Source organism: Dactylosporangium sp. NPDC051485 (genome assembly GCF_040682015.1).
Lineage (GTDB): Bacteria > Actinomycetota > Actinomycetes > Mycobacteriales > Micromonosporaceae > Dactylosporangium.
This window is the reverse complement of record NZ_JBFAZW010000172.1, coordinates 1-15,487: the sequence shown is the minus strand read 5'-3', so window position 1 is coordinate 15,487 and position 15,487 is coordinate 1. Positions and strand designations below refer to the sequence as shown.

The following is a 15,487-nucleotide window of genomic DNA, read 5'->3' as shown; positions in this document are numbered from 1 at the left end:
GCCTAACGCCATCCCAGCAAACTACCCGAAATAGATCCAAAACGATGGCCGCCACGCCAGTGGCGGCCATCGTTTAACACCAGTCACCTAGGGGGATCAGGGACGGAAGCTGGCGCGGTACTCGGTCGGAGAGCGGCCGGTCAGTTCGCGGAACGCGGCATTGAAGGCGGACAACGACGTGTAGCCGACCGCGAAGGCGACCTTGGTGACGGGCGTGTCGCCGGCCGCGAGCTCCTCGACCGCCCGCATGACGCGCATCCGGCGCAGGACCGCGCGCCAGGTCAGGCCGGTCTCGTCCGCGAAGCGGCGGGCCAGGGAGCGCGGGGCCAGGCCGACCTCGCCGGCGATGTCCTCGAAGCAGACCTGCTCGGCCAGGCGCCGCTCGGTCAGCGCGAGGGCCCGGCGCAGCAGCGGGGTGCGCCCGGCCGGCACGACGACCGGGCTCGGGTGCTCGGCCAGGCGCCAGGCGACGGCGGCCAGGGCGGCGAAGAGCGCCTCGGCATAGGGGGCCAGCGGCTCCTCGCTCTCGCCCCACGCGCCGCACTCGACGACCAGGGCCCGGGCCAGGGGCGTGAGGTCGAAGACGGTCAGCGGGGCCGGGGGCGGCGGGGCGAAGCCCGGGTCGAAGAGTACCGAGGCGGTCGTGGCGGCCTGCGGCATGCTGACCGTGATCGCCCGGCCGGCCTCGATGAGGGCCGCCCGGGCGGGTGGGAGCAGCCACGCCTGGCCCTGCGCCTCCAGCCGGAGGGCACCGGCGGAGGCGCAGAGCAGGTAGTGGCGGCCCACGCACAGCTCGCGCGGGGGCTGCGGCGCGAAGGTGCGCACGAAGCTGTACGCCTGGCGGGTCATCGGCTCAAGCGTAGGAGCTCAGGCGACCGTCTCGACCAGTTCGGCCCGGAAGCGGCGGCTGTTCGGGGCGCCGGTCATGAGCGGGCGCACCACCACGCCGGAGCGCGCGAACGCCTCGGAGCTCTGGTACGCGGCGAACGAGGCCTCGTCCTGCCACTCGTGGATGACGGCGACGCCGGTGTCGTCGTCGCGCGAGGCGTACACGCGGTAGGCGACGCTGCCCGGCATGGCGCGGATCTCCTCGCGCTCCGACTCGAGCTGGGCGAGGGCGGCCGGCCGGTCGGCGGCCGTGGTGCTGAAGTCGAGGATGGCGATGAACACGGTGTGACCTCCTGCGTCGTATCCGTTGGGCACACCGATCCTCGCGCGGTCGCCGCCCGGTCCGCCGCCGCCGGACGGACGGCTATGCGCTCCCAGCGGACAGCCGCGGTGATCGCCACCATTCGCCGTCGCATGCACCGGCGGGTCGCCTCGGTGACGCCACTTACACGAGCATTGACCCACCGATTCGTGTTGGATAGCGTGCTGATCACGCGTTTAGGTCAGGGTTGTCCGCATGTTCGTGCGTCCGATGTGACGGGCTCATTGCCGCCGTAATCCGCACCCTCCGGCCAGGGTCCGCCAGCCGCGAGGAATCGCGGATCCCGGGGAATGGCGGGGTAATGGTCATTACGCTGGTCATCGATACGTTCAATGTAGGGAACAACGGCACGACGATTTCGGCGATGCGCTTCGCCGAAACGCTCATCGCGCGCGGGCACACCGTGCGCGTGGTCGCGTGCGGGGAGCCGGACGAGCCTCCCGACGGGCCGCACATGTACTGGGTGCCCGAGCTCGTGGTGCCGATCGCGAGCAGCTTCGCGCACCGGCAGCACACGTTGTTCGCCAAGCCGGTCCGCGCCGTGTTGCGCACCGCGATCGAGGGCGCCGACGTCGTGCACATCTACCAGCCGTGGCCCCTCGGGCGGGCCGCGCAGCGCGTCGCCCGCGAGCTCGGGGTGCCGGCCATCGCGGCATTCCACATCCAGCCAGAGAACGTGACGTACAACATCGGCCTGGGCTGGTTCCCGCCCGCCGCGCACGTCGTCTACATCCTGCTGCGCCTGCTTTTCTACGGGCGGTTCACCGACATCCATTGCCCGTCGACGTTCATCGCCGCGCAGCTGCGCCAGCACGGGTACCGCGCCCGCCTGCACGTCATTTCCAACGGGGTCGGGAGCAATTTCCGGCCCGGCCCGCCCCGGGTCCGCGGGGCCGGCGAGCCGTTCCGCATCCTCATGGTCGGCCGCCTCTCCCCCGAGAAGCGCCAGGACGTGCTCATCCGGGCCGTCCGCCGCTCCCGCCACGCCGCGGACATCCAGCTGCACTTCGCCGGCCACGGCCCGCGGGAGAAGCGCCTGCGCCGGATGGGCGCCCGGCTGCCCAACCCCGCGCGGTTCGGCCACTACCCGCAGGACGAGCTCATCGAGCTCATTCGCTCCTGCGACCTGTACGTCCACGCCTCCGACGTCGAGATCGAGGGCATGTCCTGCATGGAGGCGTTCTCCTGCGGGCTGGTGCCGGTCATCGCCGACGGCCGGCGCAGCGCGACGAGCCAGTTCGCCCTGCAGGCGCGCAACCTGTTCCGGGCCGGCGACCCGGAGGCGCTGGCCGCGCGCATCGACGAGTGGATCGACGACCCGGCCGGGCTGTCCGCCGCCTCGGCCGCCTACGCGAGCTTCGCCGAGCTCTACGCGGTCGAGCGCAGCGTCAAGGCGATCGAGCGGGTCTACGCCCGGGCCGGGCACGCCCCGGAGGCGCCGACCGGGCACGCCGGCCGCACGTTCCGGCTGCTGTCCAGCGCCTTCTACTACGCGGTCGCGATCCCGCTGCTGTTCCTGTGGACCCGGGTGATCCTCGGCGTGCGCACCGAGGGCGTGAACCGGCTGCCGCGCACCGGCGGCGCGCTGACCGTCTGCAACCATGTGCACCTGCTGGACAGCGCGCTCGTCGGCATCGCCCTGTTCCCGCGCCGGCCGGTCTTCACCGCCGCCCCGATGAACCTCGAGCACCGGTGGTACGGCGGCCTGGTGCGGCTGCTCGGCGGGGTCGCCGTGCCGCGCACCCCGGCGGGGCTGCCGGCGTTCTTCTCCGAGATGGAGCTGCTGCTCGCCCGGGGGCGCATCGTGCACTTCTTCCCGGAGGGGGAGCTGCGGCCGTACGACACCGGCCTGCGCGACTTCAAGCGGGGCGCGTTCCACCTCGCCGCGCAGGCCCGGGTGCCGGTGCTGCCGCTGTCGATCCGCTTCACTCCGCCCAGCGGCGCCGGTCGGCTGTTGCGCCGCAAGCCCACCATGGTGATCGTCATCGGCGAGCCGATCGTGCCGACCACCACCGACCCCCGCAACGACCGGCGCATCCGGATGGAGCTGGCCCGGCGGCGCATGCACGACGTGATCACGCGGGCGGCGTAGCGCACCGTCAGGATGGCCTCGGAGGCCTTGAACGGATTCCTAGAGGTCCGCGAGGGTGCGGGAGCGGGCGGCCTGGTAGGGGCAGCCGGCCGCGGCAAAGGCCTCGGCGGTGGCGCGGATGCGGTCCCGGTCGCCGTCCAGGATGGCCTCCGCCCGGTCCAGCTGGGCGGAGGCGATGGGGTTGCCGGCCACCACCTTGCGGGCGGACTCGATGCGGGCGCGGGCCTGCGGGTGCCCGGCCAGCGCCGCCGCCTCGGCGCGCAGCCCGGCGTACCAGTGCAGCCAGATCCAGGTGACCCACTTCCACAACCGTTCGGGCTCGGCGTCCACCCGCTGCAGGGCCGCCTCCACCTCGCCGCGGTGCAGCAGGACGGTGGCGTCGAAGACCGCGCCGTAGCCGGTGGCCCGCTCGGGGGTCGCGCCGAGCCGGTCGGCGACGGCCAGCCAGTGCGCCCGGGCCTCGTCGTCGCCGCGCAGGGCGTGGATCATGGCGACGGCCGCGGCGGGGGCGCCCAGGCGGGCGGCGCGCACCCGGCCGGTGCGCTCCCAGGCCTCCAGGAAGCGCCCGCCGGCGTCGAGCACGGCGTCGGCCTCGCCGGCCAGCGCGTCGACGGAGAGCAGCCAGGACAGGCCCAGGTGGCCCACCTCGGCCAGCAGGGGCAGCTCGGCCAGGCGCCGGGCCCAGCCGCGGGCCGTGGCGAGGTCGCCGACGCCGAGGCTGGTGTCGACGCCGGAGACGAGCGCGTCGGTCAGCTCGAGCATGCTGGCCGGGGCGACCGGCACGGCGCAGAGCAGCTCGATGCGGCTGCGGGCGGTGACCGCGGCCCCGAAGCTGTCCCCGGCCCAGGCCCGGGCGCCGGCGAGCGAGTCGAGGGCGGCCGAGACGGCGAGGGGGTCGCCGGCCCGGCGGGCCAGCTCGACGGCCCGCTCGGCGGCGGCCAGCGTCGCGGCGACCGCGTTGTCGGACGGGCCCTGGTCGGAGCCGAAGGCGTCGGAGACCACGGCTGCCTCGGCGAGCGCCAGCGCGGCCTCGGTCAGTGGGTCGCCGCCGCCCAGCTCGCGGGCCTCGGCCAGCAGCGCGGCCGGCTCCTCGTCCGGCGGGAGCCGGGTGAACGTGCCGGAGAACCGGTAGGCCGTCGTGGCCGCGGCGGCCATCGCGCGGGCGGCGCCGGCCTTGTCCCCCGCCCGGACGGCGGCCCCGGCGGCCGCGCGGTGCAGCCGGTACATGTCGTCGCCGAGCAGCCGGCAGCCGGCCACCGCGGCGGCGTGGCGCAGCGCGGCGGCGGCCAGGGCGTCGTCCCCGGCGAGCCCGCCCGCCTGCTCGTAGCGCTGCTGGGCCTCGCCGGCCAGGTTGCGGGTGAACGCGAGCTCGGCGAGCGCGATGGCCAGCCGGTAGGCGTCCGCGCGGTGCTCGGCGGCGCCGGCGGCCCACCCGAGCGCGGCCCGCAGGTCGTCGGCGATCGCGTCGAACCGGGCCCGCCAGGACCCGTCGGCCGGGCGCGGGTCCTGCGCCAGGCCGGCCGCGCTCGCCCCGCACCATCGCAGGTGCCGCAGCCGTACGCCGGGCAGCTCCCCCGCCCCGGAGAGCCTCTCGACGCCGTACTGCCGGATCGTCTCCAGCCCGCGGTAGCGGGTGCCCCCGGTGGAGGGGACCGCCACCAGCAGGCTCTGCTCGGCCAGCCGGGCCAGCCCGTCGACCACCGCGATCGCGTCCAGCGGGGCAAAGCCCGCCACCTGCGCGGCCGCGTCGGCGGTGAACGGCGCGACGAAGACCGCGACCCGGCGCAGCAGCGTGCGGTCGGCCTCGTCGAGCAGGTCGTAGCTCCAGTCCAGCATCGCGCGCACCGAGCGGTGCCGGTCGTCGGCCCGGGCCCCGCCGGCGAGCAGCCGCAGCTGGTCGCCGAGCACCGCGGCCAGCCCGTCCAGCCCGAGCGTCGGCAGCCGGGCGGCGGCCAGCTCGATGGCCAGCGCCACCCCGTCGAGCCGCCGGCAGATCTCGGCGGCCTCCCCGTGCTGCTCGGCCGCCACCGGCCAGCCCACGGCCGCGGCCCGCTCCAGGAACAGCGCGACCGCGTCGGACTTCCCGTCGCCCGACAGCGACAGCGGCGGGACGGGGTACACCCGCTCGAAGGGCACCATCAGCCGGGCCCGGCTGGTGGCCAGCACGCTCACCCGCGGGCAGGCGGCCAGCAGCCGCTCCAGGAACGGGGCGACCCCGTCGCGGACGTGCTCGCAGTTGTCCAGCACGAGCAGGGCGTGCCGGTCGGCCAGCGCGGCGAGCACCGAATCGTCCAGCCCGCGGCCCTGCTGCTCGCCGACGCCGACCGCCGCGGCCACCGCCGGTCCCACCATCGCCGGGTCGGTGATCGGCACCAGGTCGATGCACCACACGCCGTCGGGGAAGTCGCCGGCCGCCTGGGCCGCCACGGCCAGTGCCAGCCGGGTCTTGCCGACCCCGCCGGGCCCGACCGCGCTGACCTGCCGGTGCTCGCGCAGCGCGGCGGCCAGCCCGGCCCGCTCGCGGGTCCGGCCGACGAACCGGGTCACCGGGGACGGCAGCCCGGGCGCGGCCCGGCGACCGCGGCCGGCCCGGCTCCACTCGGCCGCGACCTGTGCGAGGGCCCGCCGGTCGGCCGCGCCGAGCTTGCGCAGCAGCGAGGAGACGTGGGTCTCCACGGTGCGCACGGAGATGAACAGCCGCGCGGCGATCTCCGCGTTGCTCAGGTGCTCCCCGACGAGGGACAGCACCTCCGCCTCCCGCCCCGAGATCCCCGCCTGCGTCGCCACGGGCCCCATTATCCGTGGGGGCTCTGCGTGGTCGTCTCCGTGCTCGGCACGGATGTCACCGGGCGGCCCCTCGGCGAGACTTGACGTCATGAGCGACAACGCAGCGGGAAACGTGACAGACCCCGGTCAAGCGGGCGTTGGGCCGATGGCGCCGCCTCCCCGGCCGCTGGCCCGGCGCCGCGAGGACACCCTGCGCCGGCTCGAGCACGACGTCGATGCCTGGGTGGCCACCGCCGACGCCGAGGGCACGCCGTACCTGGTGCCCCTGTCCTTCCTGTGGGAGGGCGAGACGCTGCTGATCTCCACCGCGGCGACCAACCCGACGGCCCGCAACCTGCTCGCGGGCGGACGGGTCCGCCTCACCGTCGGGCCGACCCGGGACGTGGTGCTCATCGAGGGCACGGCGCAGCGCGTCGGGGAGGTCCCGGACGAGCTCGGCGACGCGTTCGCGGCCAAGACGGGCTTCGACCCGCGGCGGCAGCGCAACTACCCGTACTTCCGCATCCGCCCGGAGCTGATCCAGGCCTGGCGGGAGGTTGACGAGCTCGCCGGCCGCGACCTCATGGTCGCCGGCGAGTGGCGGGTCTGACGCCAGCGCGGCCGTCCTCTCCTGCGGGTGAGGACGGCCGCCGCCGTCGCGAGGAGCCTGGAGGCCGTGACTACGTGTTAGCCTGACATCGAAATCGGCGAATGCGTGAGGAGCCTCCCGATGACCACTACGGCCCACGCCCGGCCCCGGCTGCCCTTCGACCGGCCCAACGTCCTCGAGATCGCGCCGCTGTACGAGGTGCTGCGCCGCGAGGCCCCGCTGACCCGGGTCACCACGCCCGCCGGCGACCCCGCATGGCTGGTCACCGCATACCCCGAGGCGAAGCAGATCTTCGGCGACCGGCGCTTCGGCCGCTCCCACCCGGCGCCCGAGACCGCGGCCCGGGTCTCCCATGCCGCGGTGCTCGACGGGCCGAGCGGCGACTACGAGACCGAGGAGCGTGAGCACGGCCGGATGCGCCGGCTGCTGGTCCCGGCCTTCTCGGCGCCCCGGATGCGCCGGCTGGCCGGGCGCATCGAGGAGCTCACCGAGCGCTGCCTCGACGACATGCGGGCCGCCCGCGACGCCCGCCCGGACGAGCCGGTCAACCTGCACGAGCTGCTCGCCTTCCCGCTGCCGGTGCTGGTCATCTGCGAGCTGCTGGGCGTGCCCTACGCCGACCGCGGGCACTTCCGGCAGCTGTCGCAGCGCATCGGGATGATCGACGGCGGCGCCGACGCGCGGGCGGCGATGGCGGACTTCAAGGCGTACACCGCCACGCTGGCCGAGGCCAAGCGGCGCGAGCCCGGCCCCGACGTCATCTCCGACCTGGTGGCCGCGCAGGCCGAGGACCCCACGTTCAGCGAGGACGAGCTGGCCCGCCTGGCCGCCGGGCTCATCTTCGCCGGGCACGAGACCACCTCGACCCGCATCGACCTGGGCGTCCTGCTGCTGCTGTGCGACCCGAGCCGGCGCGACCGGTTCGCCGCGGACCCGGACGGGCAGGTGGGCCCGACGGTGGAGGAGATCCTGCGGATCACCGCGCCCGGCGGGTTGGGGCTGCTGCGCTACGCCCACGAGGACGTCGAGATCGGCGGCGTGACCATCGCCCGCGGCGACGCGGTCATCATCGCCAGCAACGCGGCCAACCGCGACGCGACGGTCTTCGCCGACCCGGACGAGTTCGACCCGGACCGCCGCCCCAACGCGCACCTCGCCTTCGGCCACGGCGCCCACGTCTGCATCGGCGCCAGCCTCGCCCGCACCGAGCTGCGCACCGTGTTCCCCGCGCTGCTGCGCCGCTTCCCCGGCCTGCGCCTGGCCGTGCCCGTCGACGCCATCGAGATCCGGCACAACCGGCTCACCGGCGGCGTCGACGAGGTGCCGGTGACGTGGTGAGCGCCATGCGGGTCGGCGCCGACACCGACGTGTGCGTGGGCTCGGGCCAGTGCGCGCTGCGCCTGCCCGAGGTCTTCGACCAGCGCGAGGAGGACGGCGTGGTGGTCGTGCTCGACGAGCACCCGCCGCCGTCCCTGCGCGACGCCGTCCGGCAGGCCGTGCTCGGCTGCCCGTCGGGGGCCCTGCGCCTGGAGGACCCCGATTAGGACCACCACATCGCGTCGGTGACGCGCTCGAAGCCGAGCGACTCGTAGAGGGGCCGGCCCAGGCGGGAGGCGGTCAGCGTCATCGGGCGGTCGTCGAAGCGCCGCAGCAGGGCGTGCATCAGGGCCCGCCCCACGCCCCGGGAACGAAACCGCGGCATCGTCGTCACCCAGTAGACGCCGACCGCCTCGTCCTGCGCGACGACCAGGCAGGCGCCCGCCGGCTCCCCGTCGAGGTGGGCCAGGTGCAGCTCGGCGCCTTCCAGCAGTACCGGCGGGAACACCACCCCTGGCGTCCACGGCTGGAAGTGCTCGAGCGCGAAGCCGTCCACCACGAGCCGTTCCGCCGTGCGCAGCTCGTCCGGGGTCGTCACCCGGCGCACCGGGAGGGCGGGCTCCCCGACGGGCTCGCCGGGCCGGCGGATCATCACGGGGAGCTGCCGCGAGGACATGCCGCGGGCGGTGAGCTCCACGGCCCCGAAGGCGTCCTCGACCGCCACCCGGCCCGGGCGCGGGACCAGCGCCTCCAGCGCCGCGCGGCCCTCCGGGGGCAGGCGGGCGGCCAGCGTGAGCACCCGCAGGCCGGCCCGCCCGTCGCCGTCCACGGCCAGCAGGCCCGGGTGGCGGCGCACGTCGTAGCCGCGCGCGGTGCCCAGCAGGGTCCACAGGTGGGCCGCGTTGTTCGCCGCCAGTTCGAGCGCGTCCATGGCCCAGTCGTACCACCATCCCCGCCTCCCCGGCGGCAGTGTTAAAGTGGAGGAGTACCTCCGATACAAGGTGACGGTGTAATGCAGACCCAACCCGGGCAGACCCCGCCCGGCGTACGGCGGCCACAGCGAGCCGATGCGCGGCGCAACTTCGACGCGCTGATCGCGGCCGCGCGCGACGCCTTCGCCGAGCGCGGCTCCGGCGCCTCGCTGGAGGAGATCGCCCGCCGGGCCGGCGTCGGCATCGGCACGCTGTACCGCAACTTCCCCACCCGCCAGGACCTCTTCGACGCCGTCTACACCGACGAGATCGAGGCCCTGTGCCGGGCCGCCGGCGACGTGGCCGACCTGCCCCCGTGGGACGCGCTGGCCGCGTGGCTGCGCCGGTTCGTCGGCTACCTGGCCACCAAGCGGGCGATCATCGAGGAGATCAACCGCGACTCGGCGATGATCCGGGGCGCCCGCGAGTCGATGTACCGCGCGGCCGACGCCCTGCTCACCCGCGCCCAGGAGGCCGGGCTGGCCCGCACCGACGTGAGCTCCGACGACCTGCTGCGGATGATCTCGGGCCTGACCGCGGGCGGTTACGTGGACGACGCCCAGCGCGAGCGCGTCCTGACGGTCGCGCTGGACGGCATACGCAGCCGGTAACTGCGGGAATCCTGATGGTTGGAACGTGGCACCTACGCCTCCGGGACGGGGGACAGTAGGCGGGTAGCCTTTCGGGGAGATCCGCTCGACTGGATGAGGTGCATCGCAGATGTCCGACTTGGCACAGATCGGCGTGACCGGACTGGCCGTGATGGGTCGCAACCTGGCCCGGAACCTGGCCCGCAACGGTTACACCGTGGCCGTGCACAACCGCTCGTACGAGCGCACCCGCCGGCTGGTGGACGAGTTCGGGCACGAGGGCACGTTCGTGCCGGGCGAGTCCATGGCCGACTTCGTCGCCTCGCTGGCCCGCCCGCGGGCCGTCATCATCATGGTCAAGGCCGGTGGCCCCACCGACGCGGTCATCGACGAGCTGGTCCCCCTCCTGGAGGAGGGCGACATGATCGTCGACGCCGGCAACGCCCACTTCGCCGACACCCGCCGCCGCGAGCAGGCGCTGCGCGAGCACGGGCTGCACTTCTGCGGCACCGGCGTGTCCGGCGGCGAGGAGGGCGCCCTGCTCGGCCCGAGCATCATGCCGGGCGGCTCCCCGGAGTCGTACCAGAAGCTCGGCCCCATGTTCGAGAAGATCTCGGCGAAGGTCGACGGCACCCCGTGCTGCACGCACATCGGGCCCGACGGCGCCGGCCACTTCGTGAAGATGGTGCACAACGGCATCGAGTATGCCGACATGCAGCTCATCGCCGAGGCCTACGACCTGCTGCGGGCCGGCCTGAACGCCACCCCGGCCGAGATCGCGGACATCTTCCGCACCTGGAACACCGGCGACCTCGAGTCGTTCCTCATCGAGATCACCGCCGACGTGCTGGCCCACGTGGACGACGACTCCGGCAAGGCCTTCGTCGACATCGTGCTGGACCAGGCCGAGCAGAAGGGCACCGGCCGCTGGACGGTGCAGAGCGCGCTCGACCTGGGGGTGCCGATCACCGGCATCGCCGAGGCCACCTTCGCCCGCTCCCTGTCCGGCCACGCCGACCAGCGCGCCGCCGCCCGCGAGGCATTCGGCACCGAGGTCGCCGCCCTGGAGGTGCCGGACCGCGACCGGTTCATCGAGGACGTGCGGGCCGCCCTCTACGCGTCGAAGATCGTCGCCTACGCGCAGGGCTTCGACCACATCCAGGCGGGCTCGGAGGAGTACGGCTGGGACATCGACCGCGGCAAGGTCTCCACGATCTGGCGCGGCGGCTGCATCATCCGGGCCCGGTTCCTCAACCGGATCCGCGAGGCCTACGACGAGAACCCGGGCCTCAAGAGCCTCATGGTGGCGCCGTATTTCGCCGACGCCGTCAACGCCGGCGTGCCCAGCTGGCGCCGGGTCGTCGTGGCCGCCGCCGCGGCCGGCATCCCGACCCCGGCGTTCTCCTCGTCGCTGTCCTACTTCGACGGCCTGCGCGCCGAGCGGCTGCCCGCCTCGCTGATCCAGGGCCAGCGCGACAACTTCGGCGCCCACACCTACAAGCGGGTCGACCGCGAGGGCACGTTCCACGTCGAGTGGGCGGGCGACAAGAAGGAGCACACGGCCTAATCCGCCGCGGTTCGCCGGAGCGTGACGAGCGCTCCGGCGAGCGCGGCGGCGGCCGTGGCCCAGAAGGCCGCCGAGTAGGAGCCCGCGCGCAGCGGCAGGGTGAGCGCGGCGACGGCGACGGCCCCGGCGAGGTACTGCGCCGTGGTCATCACCGCCCCGGCCGAGGACTGCCGCTCGGCCGGCACGTCCCGCCCGCCGACGTTGAACATCGACGTGTAGACGATCCCGTGCGCCAGCCCGCTGACCAGCAGCCCGGGCAGGATCGCGGCGGCGTATCCCCGGTTGGCCGCGGCCAGCCAGGCCAGGCCCACGGCGGCCAGAACGAACCCGGCGGCCAGCGTGCGTCCCGCCCCGAAGCGCCGGACCAGCCGCCCGGTGACCGCGCCGCCCACCATGACCAGCGCGGCCAGCGGCACGAAGGCGAGCCCGGCCCGCAGCGGCGAGAACCCGTCCCGGTCCTGCAGCATGACCGTGACCACGTAAAACTCCGAGCCGACGCTGGCCATGTACAGCGCCGCGGCGATCGCGCCGACCCGCAGCGACCGGGGCTGCGGCGCCCGCGTCAGGGCCAGCAGCACCCCGGCGGCCGCGACCATCGCCCAGCCGGCCGGGCCACCCAGCGTCAGGCCGAGCGAGGCGCCGAAGGCCGCCCCGGTGCCGAGCAGCGCCGCGCCGACCGGGTCCCGGTCCGCCGGCCCCCTGGCGGCCGAGCGCAGCCAGATCGCGGCACCGGCCGCGCAGGCGAGCGTCACCGGGACGTTCACGAGGAAGGTCCAGCGCCAGCTGTACCGCGTGAGCGCACCCCCCAGCACGACCCCCGCGGCCAGCCCGGAGGCCCCGACCGCGCTCCACACCGACAGCGCCCGGGTGCGGGCCGGGCCGGCCGGGAACCGAGCCCCGAGCAGGCCGAGGATCGCCGGCTGCAGCAGCGCCGCCGCCACACCCTGCACGGCCCGCGCGGCCAGCAGGACCGGCCCGTCCCCCGCCAGCCCGCCGGCGGCGCTGGCCAGGCCGAAGAGCAGCGTCGCGGCCACGAACAGCCGCCCGGGGCCGGCCCGCTCGGCCAGGCGCCCGCCGAGCAGCAGGAACCCGGCGAACGGCACCGCGTAGGCGCTCACCACCCACTGCGCCGCGCTCAGGCCGAGGTGCAGGTCGCGGGCGATGCCGGGCAGGGCGACGTAGACGATGGAGTAGTCCAGGGCCAGCAGGAACTGGGCCAGCGACAGCACGGCGAGGGGCATGCCCGCCATCGTCGGACCATCACACTAATGTGAAGGTCAACCAGTGGGAGGCGGGTCACATGCGCATCGGCGAGCTGTCGGACCGCACGGGAACGCCCGCCCGGCTGTTGCGGTACTACGAGGAGCAGGGCCTGCTGACCCCCGCCCGGCGGGACAACGGCTACCGCGACTACGGCGAGCACCTGGTCGACCGGGTGCAGCAGATCCGCGGCCTGCTCGAGGCCGGCCTGCCCACCCGGTTGATCAAGGAGGTGCTGCCCTGCCTGGACAATCCGTGTAGCATCACGATCTCCGACGCCGGGCCGGAGGTCGTCGAGCTGCTGCGGCACGAGCGCGACCGCATGGACGCCCGGATCGCCTGTCTCACCCGCAACCGCGACGCCATCGACGCGTACCTGTCGAACGTGAGGACCCGCGTGAACCCCGACATCGCCGTGGCCACCCCCGCGGACCGGGCGGCCGCCGTGGCGACCTTCGTGGCCGCCTTCGCCGCGGATCCGGCCGTGCGCTGGTTCCTGCCCGACGACGCGACGTTCCCGGCCGAGGCCGCCGCCATGGCCGGCAGCCTGTTCGACGCGCGCGTCGGGCTCGGCACGGTGTGGATCGCCGACGGCGGCGCCGCGGTCGCGATGTGGGACCCGCCCCGCGTGCCCGGCGGCCCGGCGGCCGAGCACGCGCCGCAGACCGGCCGGTTCGCGCGCTACCAGGAGGTCGTGCACGGCAAGATGCCGAGGACGCCGCACTGGTACCTCGGGGTGCTGGCCAGCCACCCGCAGCACCGCGGCCGCAGGCTGGGCCGGGCGGCCATGCGGGCCGGCCTCGATCGCGCCGCGGCCGACGGGCTGCCCGCCTACCTGGAGACGTCCAACCCACGCAACGTTGAGGTCTACCGCTCGGCGGGCTTCGAGGTCGCCGAGCACCTGATGGTCGACGACCTCCCCGTGTGGATCATGGTCTCAGCGCCGCGGGTCGCCCAGTAGGTCCTCGAACGACCCGGTGAGCTCGAACGGGTCCTTCACCGTGACGGGCTCGCGGGCCGCGACCAGGGCGGCCAGCTCCGCCCCGGCGCGGGCGACGCGGTCGGCCAGCCCGTTGTCGCCGCCGGCGGCCCAGTCCTCGGTGGCCGCGAAGACCGTCGTCGGCGCCACCACCGCACGCAGGTAGGCGAACATCGGCCGCAGTGCGTGCTCCAGGGCGAGCGAGTGCCGGGCCGTGCCGCCGGTCGCGCCGAGCAGCACCGGCTTGTCCCGCAGCACGTCGTCGCCGAGGACGTCGAAGAACGACTTGAACAGCCCGCTGTACGACGCGTTGAAGATCGGCGACACGGCGACCAGCCCGTCCGCCCCGGCCACCGCGTCGACGACCTCCTTGAGGCGCGGCGGCGGGAACCCGGTCAGCAGGTGGTCGGTGATGTCGTGGGCCACGTCGCGCAGCTCGAACACCCGCACGTCGGCCCGTTCATCGAGTCCGGCCCGCGCGGCCGCCGCGAGCCGGTCGGCCAGCAGTCGCGACGACGACGGCTGGCTCAGGCCCGCGGTGACCGCGACGATCGAGCGGCTCACTTACGCCTCCACCTTCGCTGCGGCCTGCTTGAGCGACTCGTGCGTCGGGGCGTCCGGCACGTGCTCGGGCCGCCCGACGGCGAACTCCTTGCGCAGCACCGGCACGACCTCCTCGCCGAGGATGTCGATCTGCTCCAGCACGGTCTTGAGCGGCAGGCCGGCGTGGTCGACGAGGAACAGCTGCCGCTGGTAGTCGCCGACGTACTCCCGGAAGCCCAGGGTGCGGTCGATGACCTCCTGCGGGCTGCCCACGGTCAGCGGCGTCTGGGCCGAGAATTCCTCGAGCGAGGGGCCGTGGCCGTAGACGGGGGCGTTGTCGAAGTACGGCCGGAACTCGCGCTTGGCGTCCTGCGAGTTCCTGCGCATGAAGACCTGGCCACCCAGCCCCACGATGGCCTGGTCGGCGCCGCCGTGCCCGTAGTGCTCGAAGCGCCGCCGGTAGAGGTCCACCATCCGCTGGGTGTGCTCCTTGGGCCAGAAGATGTGGTTGGCGAAGAACCCGTCGCCGTAGTACGCGGCCTGCTCGGCGATCTCCGGGCTGCGGATCGACCCGTGCCAGACGAACGGCGCCACCCCGTCGAGCGGCCGCGGCGTGGACGTGAACCCCTGCAGCGGCGTGCGGAACTTCCCCTCCCAGTCCACGACGTCCTCGCGCCAGAGCCGCCGCAGCAGGGCGTAGTTCTCGACCGCGAGCGCGATGCCGTTGCGGATGTCCTGGCCGAACCAGGGGTACACCGGCCCGGTGTTGCCGCGGCCCATCATGAGGTCCACCCGCCCGTCGGCCAGGTGCTGCAGCATCGCGTAGTCCTCGGCGATCTTGACCGGGTCGTTGGTCGTGATCAGCGTCGTGGCCGTCGACAGCCGCAGCCGCGTGGTCCGCGCCGCGATCCACCCGAGCATGGTCGTCGGCGACGAGGGCACGAACGGCGGGTTGTGGTGCTCCCCGAGCGCGAACACATCGAGCCCGACCTCCTCGGCCTTGAGCGCGATGGTCATCATCGCCTTGATCCGCTCGCCCTCCGTGGGCACCCGCCCGTTGGTCGGGTCCTGCGTTACGTCCCCAACGGTGAAGATCCCGAACTGCATGTCGCCCGCCTCACTCTGCCGGGGCCTGGTTGGCCCCGCCCGACGCCGCATACAACGTAGCTGCCGCATCAAACATTCCGCCAATGAAAGGTCACCAAACTTGACGGTATCGGCGGCGCTCAGCGCGGGACGAGGAGCTGGCGCAGGTCGGCGCCCAGGAGGGTGGCCAGGCGGGCCAGCTCGGCCGGGGACAGCCGCGGCCGGGCCGGGTTGCGGACCCACAGCTCGAAGCGGGCGGAGCCGGACTCGTCGATGAGCGTCGTCTCGGCGTAGCGGACGATGGCGAACTCGTCGGCGGACGGGCACATGGCCCGCAGCGCCTCGGCGGCGGCGTCGGCGGCCTCCTCGGTCGGTTGCCAGTCGGAGCGGGCCGGAACGATCCGTAGCACGGTGGCGTTCATGGGCCCATCCTCGCCGAAGGGGCGACCGGCCGCTCGCCCCGGCCGGGACCGCGACGGCGGCGTCCGGCCGGGCC

At 74.4% G+C, this 15,487-nt stretch carries 15 protein-coding genes; 7 read left to right on the top strand and 8 right to left on the bottom strand.

Going from position 1 to position 15,487, the window contains the following annotated elements; all coding sequences use genetic code 11:
* Positions 1-96 precede the first annotated feature (96 nt).
* Together AB0M46_RS48535 and AB0M46_RS48530 are read right to left on the bottom strand one after the other, a co-directional pair.
* Positions 97-849, bottom strand: a complete 753-nt coding sequence (locus tag AB0M46_RS48535; protein ID WP_363348009.1) for an AraC family transcriptional regulator — start codon at positions 847-849, stop codon at positions 97-99.
* 18 nt (positions 850-867) lie between these two features.
* Positions 868-1,170 carry an antibiotic biosynthesis monooxygenase gene (locus tag AB0M46_RS48530; RefSeq protein WP_363348006.1) on the bottom strand — a complete coding sequence of 101 codons (303 nt, stop codon included), beginning with the start codon at positions 1,168-1,170 and terminating at the stop codon, positions 868-870.
* A 341-nt stretch (positions 1,171-1,511) separates the two neighbouring features.
* On the opposite strand from AB0M46_RS48530, the gene AB0M46_RS48525 reads away from it, so the two are divergent.
* Positions 1,512-3,302 (top strand): glycosyltransferase, encoded by a 1,791-nt coding sequence (locus tag AB0M46_RS48525; protein ID WP_363348004.1) that lies wholly within the window; start codon positions 1,512-1,514, stop codon positions 3,300-3,302.
* A 39-nt stretch (positions 3,303-3,341) separates the two neighbouring features.
* Here the strand turns inward: AB0M46_RS48525 and AB0M46_RS48520 are convergent, their stop codons facing one another.
* Positions 3,342-6,089 carry a LuxR C-terminal-related transcriptional regulator gene (locus AB0M46_RS48520; protein ID WP_363348001.1) on the bottom strand — a complete coding sequence of 916 codons (2,748 nt, stop codon included), beginning with the start codon at positions 6,087-6,089 and terminating at the stop codon, positions 3,342-3,344.
* Between the two features lie 145 nt (positions 6,090-6,234).
* On the opposite strand from AB0M46_RS48520, the gene AB0M46_RS48515 reads away from it, so the two are divergent.
* From AB0M46_RS48515 to AB0M46_RS48505, 3 genes are all read left to right on the top strand, one after another.
* Positions 6,235-6,678 carry a pyridoxamine 5'-phosphate oxidase family protein gene (locus tag AB0M46_RS48515; RefSeq protein ID WP_363347999.1) on the top strand — a complete coding sequence of 148 codons (444 nt, stop codon included), beginning with the start codon at positions 6,235-6,237 and terminating at the stop codon, positions 6,676-6,678.
* Positions 6,679-6,798: 120 nt separating this feature from the next.
* Complete coding sequence (locus AB0M46_RS48510; RefSeq protein ID WP_363347997.1) at positions 6,799-8,016, top strand: cytochrome P450; 1,218 nt, start codon at positions 6,799-6,801, stop codon at positions 8,014-8,016.
* A 5-nt stretch (positions 8,017-8,021) separates the two neighbouring features.
* On the top strand, positions 8,022-8,222 hold the full coding sequence (locus AB0M46_RS48505; RefSeq protein WP_363348011.1) for a ferredoxin: 201 nt from the start codon (positions 8,022-8,024) through the stop codon (positions 8,220-8,222).
* Here the strand turns inward: AB0M46_RS48505 and AB0M46_RS48500 are convergent.
* Positions 8,219-8,926, bottom strand: coding sequence for a GNAT family N-acetyltransferase (locus tag AB0M46_RS48500; RefSeq protein ID WP_363347995.1), 708 nt, complete (start codon positions 8,924-8,926; stop codon positions 8,219-8,221). The genes AB0M46_RS48505 and AB0M46_RS48500 overlap by 4 nt on opposite strands.
* Before the next feature lie 81 nt (positions 8,927-9,007).
* Here AB0M46_RS48500 and AB0M46_RS48495 point away from each other — a divergent pair, with 81 nt between their 5' ends.
* Both AB0M46_RS48495 and gndA read left to right on the top strand, forming a co-directional pair.
* Positions 9,008-9,577 carry a helix-turn-helix domain-containing protein gene (locus tag AB0M46_RS48495; protein WP_363347993.1) on the top strand — a complete coding sequence of 190 codons (570 nt, stop codon included), beginning with the start codon at positions 9,008-9,010 and terminating at the stop codon, positions 9,575-9,577.
* Positions 9,578-9,686: 109 nt separating this feature from the next.
* Complete coding sequence (gene gndA / locus AB0M46_RS48490; RefSeq protein WP_363347991.1) at positions 9,687-11,123, top strand: NADP-dependent phosphogluconate dehydrogenase; 1,437 nt, start codon at positions 9,687-9,689, stop codon at positions 11,121-11,123.
* On the opposite strand, the gene AB0M46_RS48485 is transcribed toward gndA, so the two are convergent.
* Positions 11,120-12,373: an MFS transporter gene (locus tag AB0M46_RS48485; RefSeq protein ID WP_363347989.1), complete on the bottom strand. Its 1,254-nt coding sequence runs from the start codon at positions 12,371-12,373 to the stop codon at positions 11,120-11,122. The two genes, gndA and AB0M46_RS48485, sit on opposite strands and share 4 nt — an antisense overlap.
* 20 nt (positions 12,374-12,393) lie before the next feature.
* Here AB0M46_RS48485 and AB0M46_RS48480 point away from each other — a divergent pair, with 20 nt between their 5' ends.
* On the top strand, positions 12,394-13,344 hold the full coding sequence (locus AB0M46_RS48480; RefSeq protein WP_363347987.1) for a GNAT family N-acetyltransferase: 951 nt from the start codon (positions 12,394-12,396) through the stop codon (positions 13,342-13,344).
* Here AB0M46_RS48480 and AB0M46_RS48475 read toward each other — a convergent pair.
* The 3 genes from AB0M46_RS48475 to AB0M46_RS48465 all read right to left on the bottom strand — a co-directional run bounded on the left by AB0M46_RS48475 (position 13,321) and on the right by AB0M46_RS48465 (position 15,413).
* Positions 13,321-13,926 (bottom strand): CE1759 family FMN reductase, encoded by a 606-nt coding sequence (locus tag AB0M46_RS48475; protein WP_363347985.1) that lies wholly within the window; start codon positions 13,924-13,926, stop codon positions 13,321-13,323. The genes AB0M46_RS48480 and AB0M46_RS48475 overlap by 24 nt on opposite strands.
* Complete coding sequence (locus tag AB0M46_RS48470; protein WP_363347983.1) at positions 13,927-15,012, bottom strand: LLM class flavin-dependent oxidoreductase; 1,086 nt, start codon at positions 15,010-15,012, stop codon at positions 13,927-13,929. It lies immediately after the preceding gene.
* A gap of 119 nt (positions 15,013-15,131) precedes the next feature.
* Complete coding sequence (locus AB0M46_RS48465; protein WP_363347981.1) at positions 15,132-15,413, bottom strand: hypothetical protein; 282 nt, start codon at positions 15,411-15,413, stop codon at positions 15,132-15,134.
* Positions 15,414-15,487: the final 74 nt, after the last annotated feature.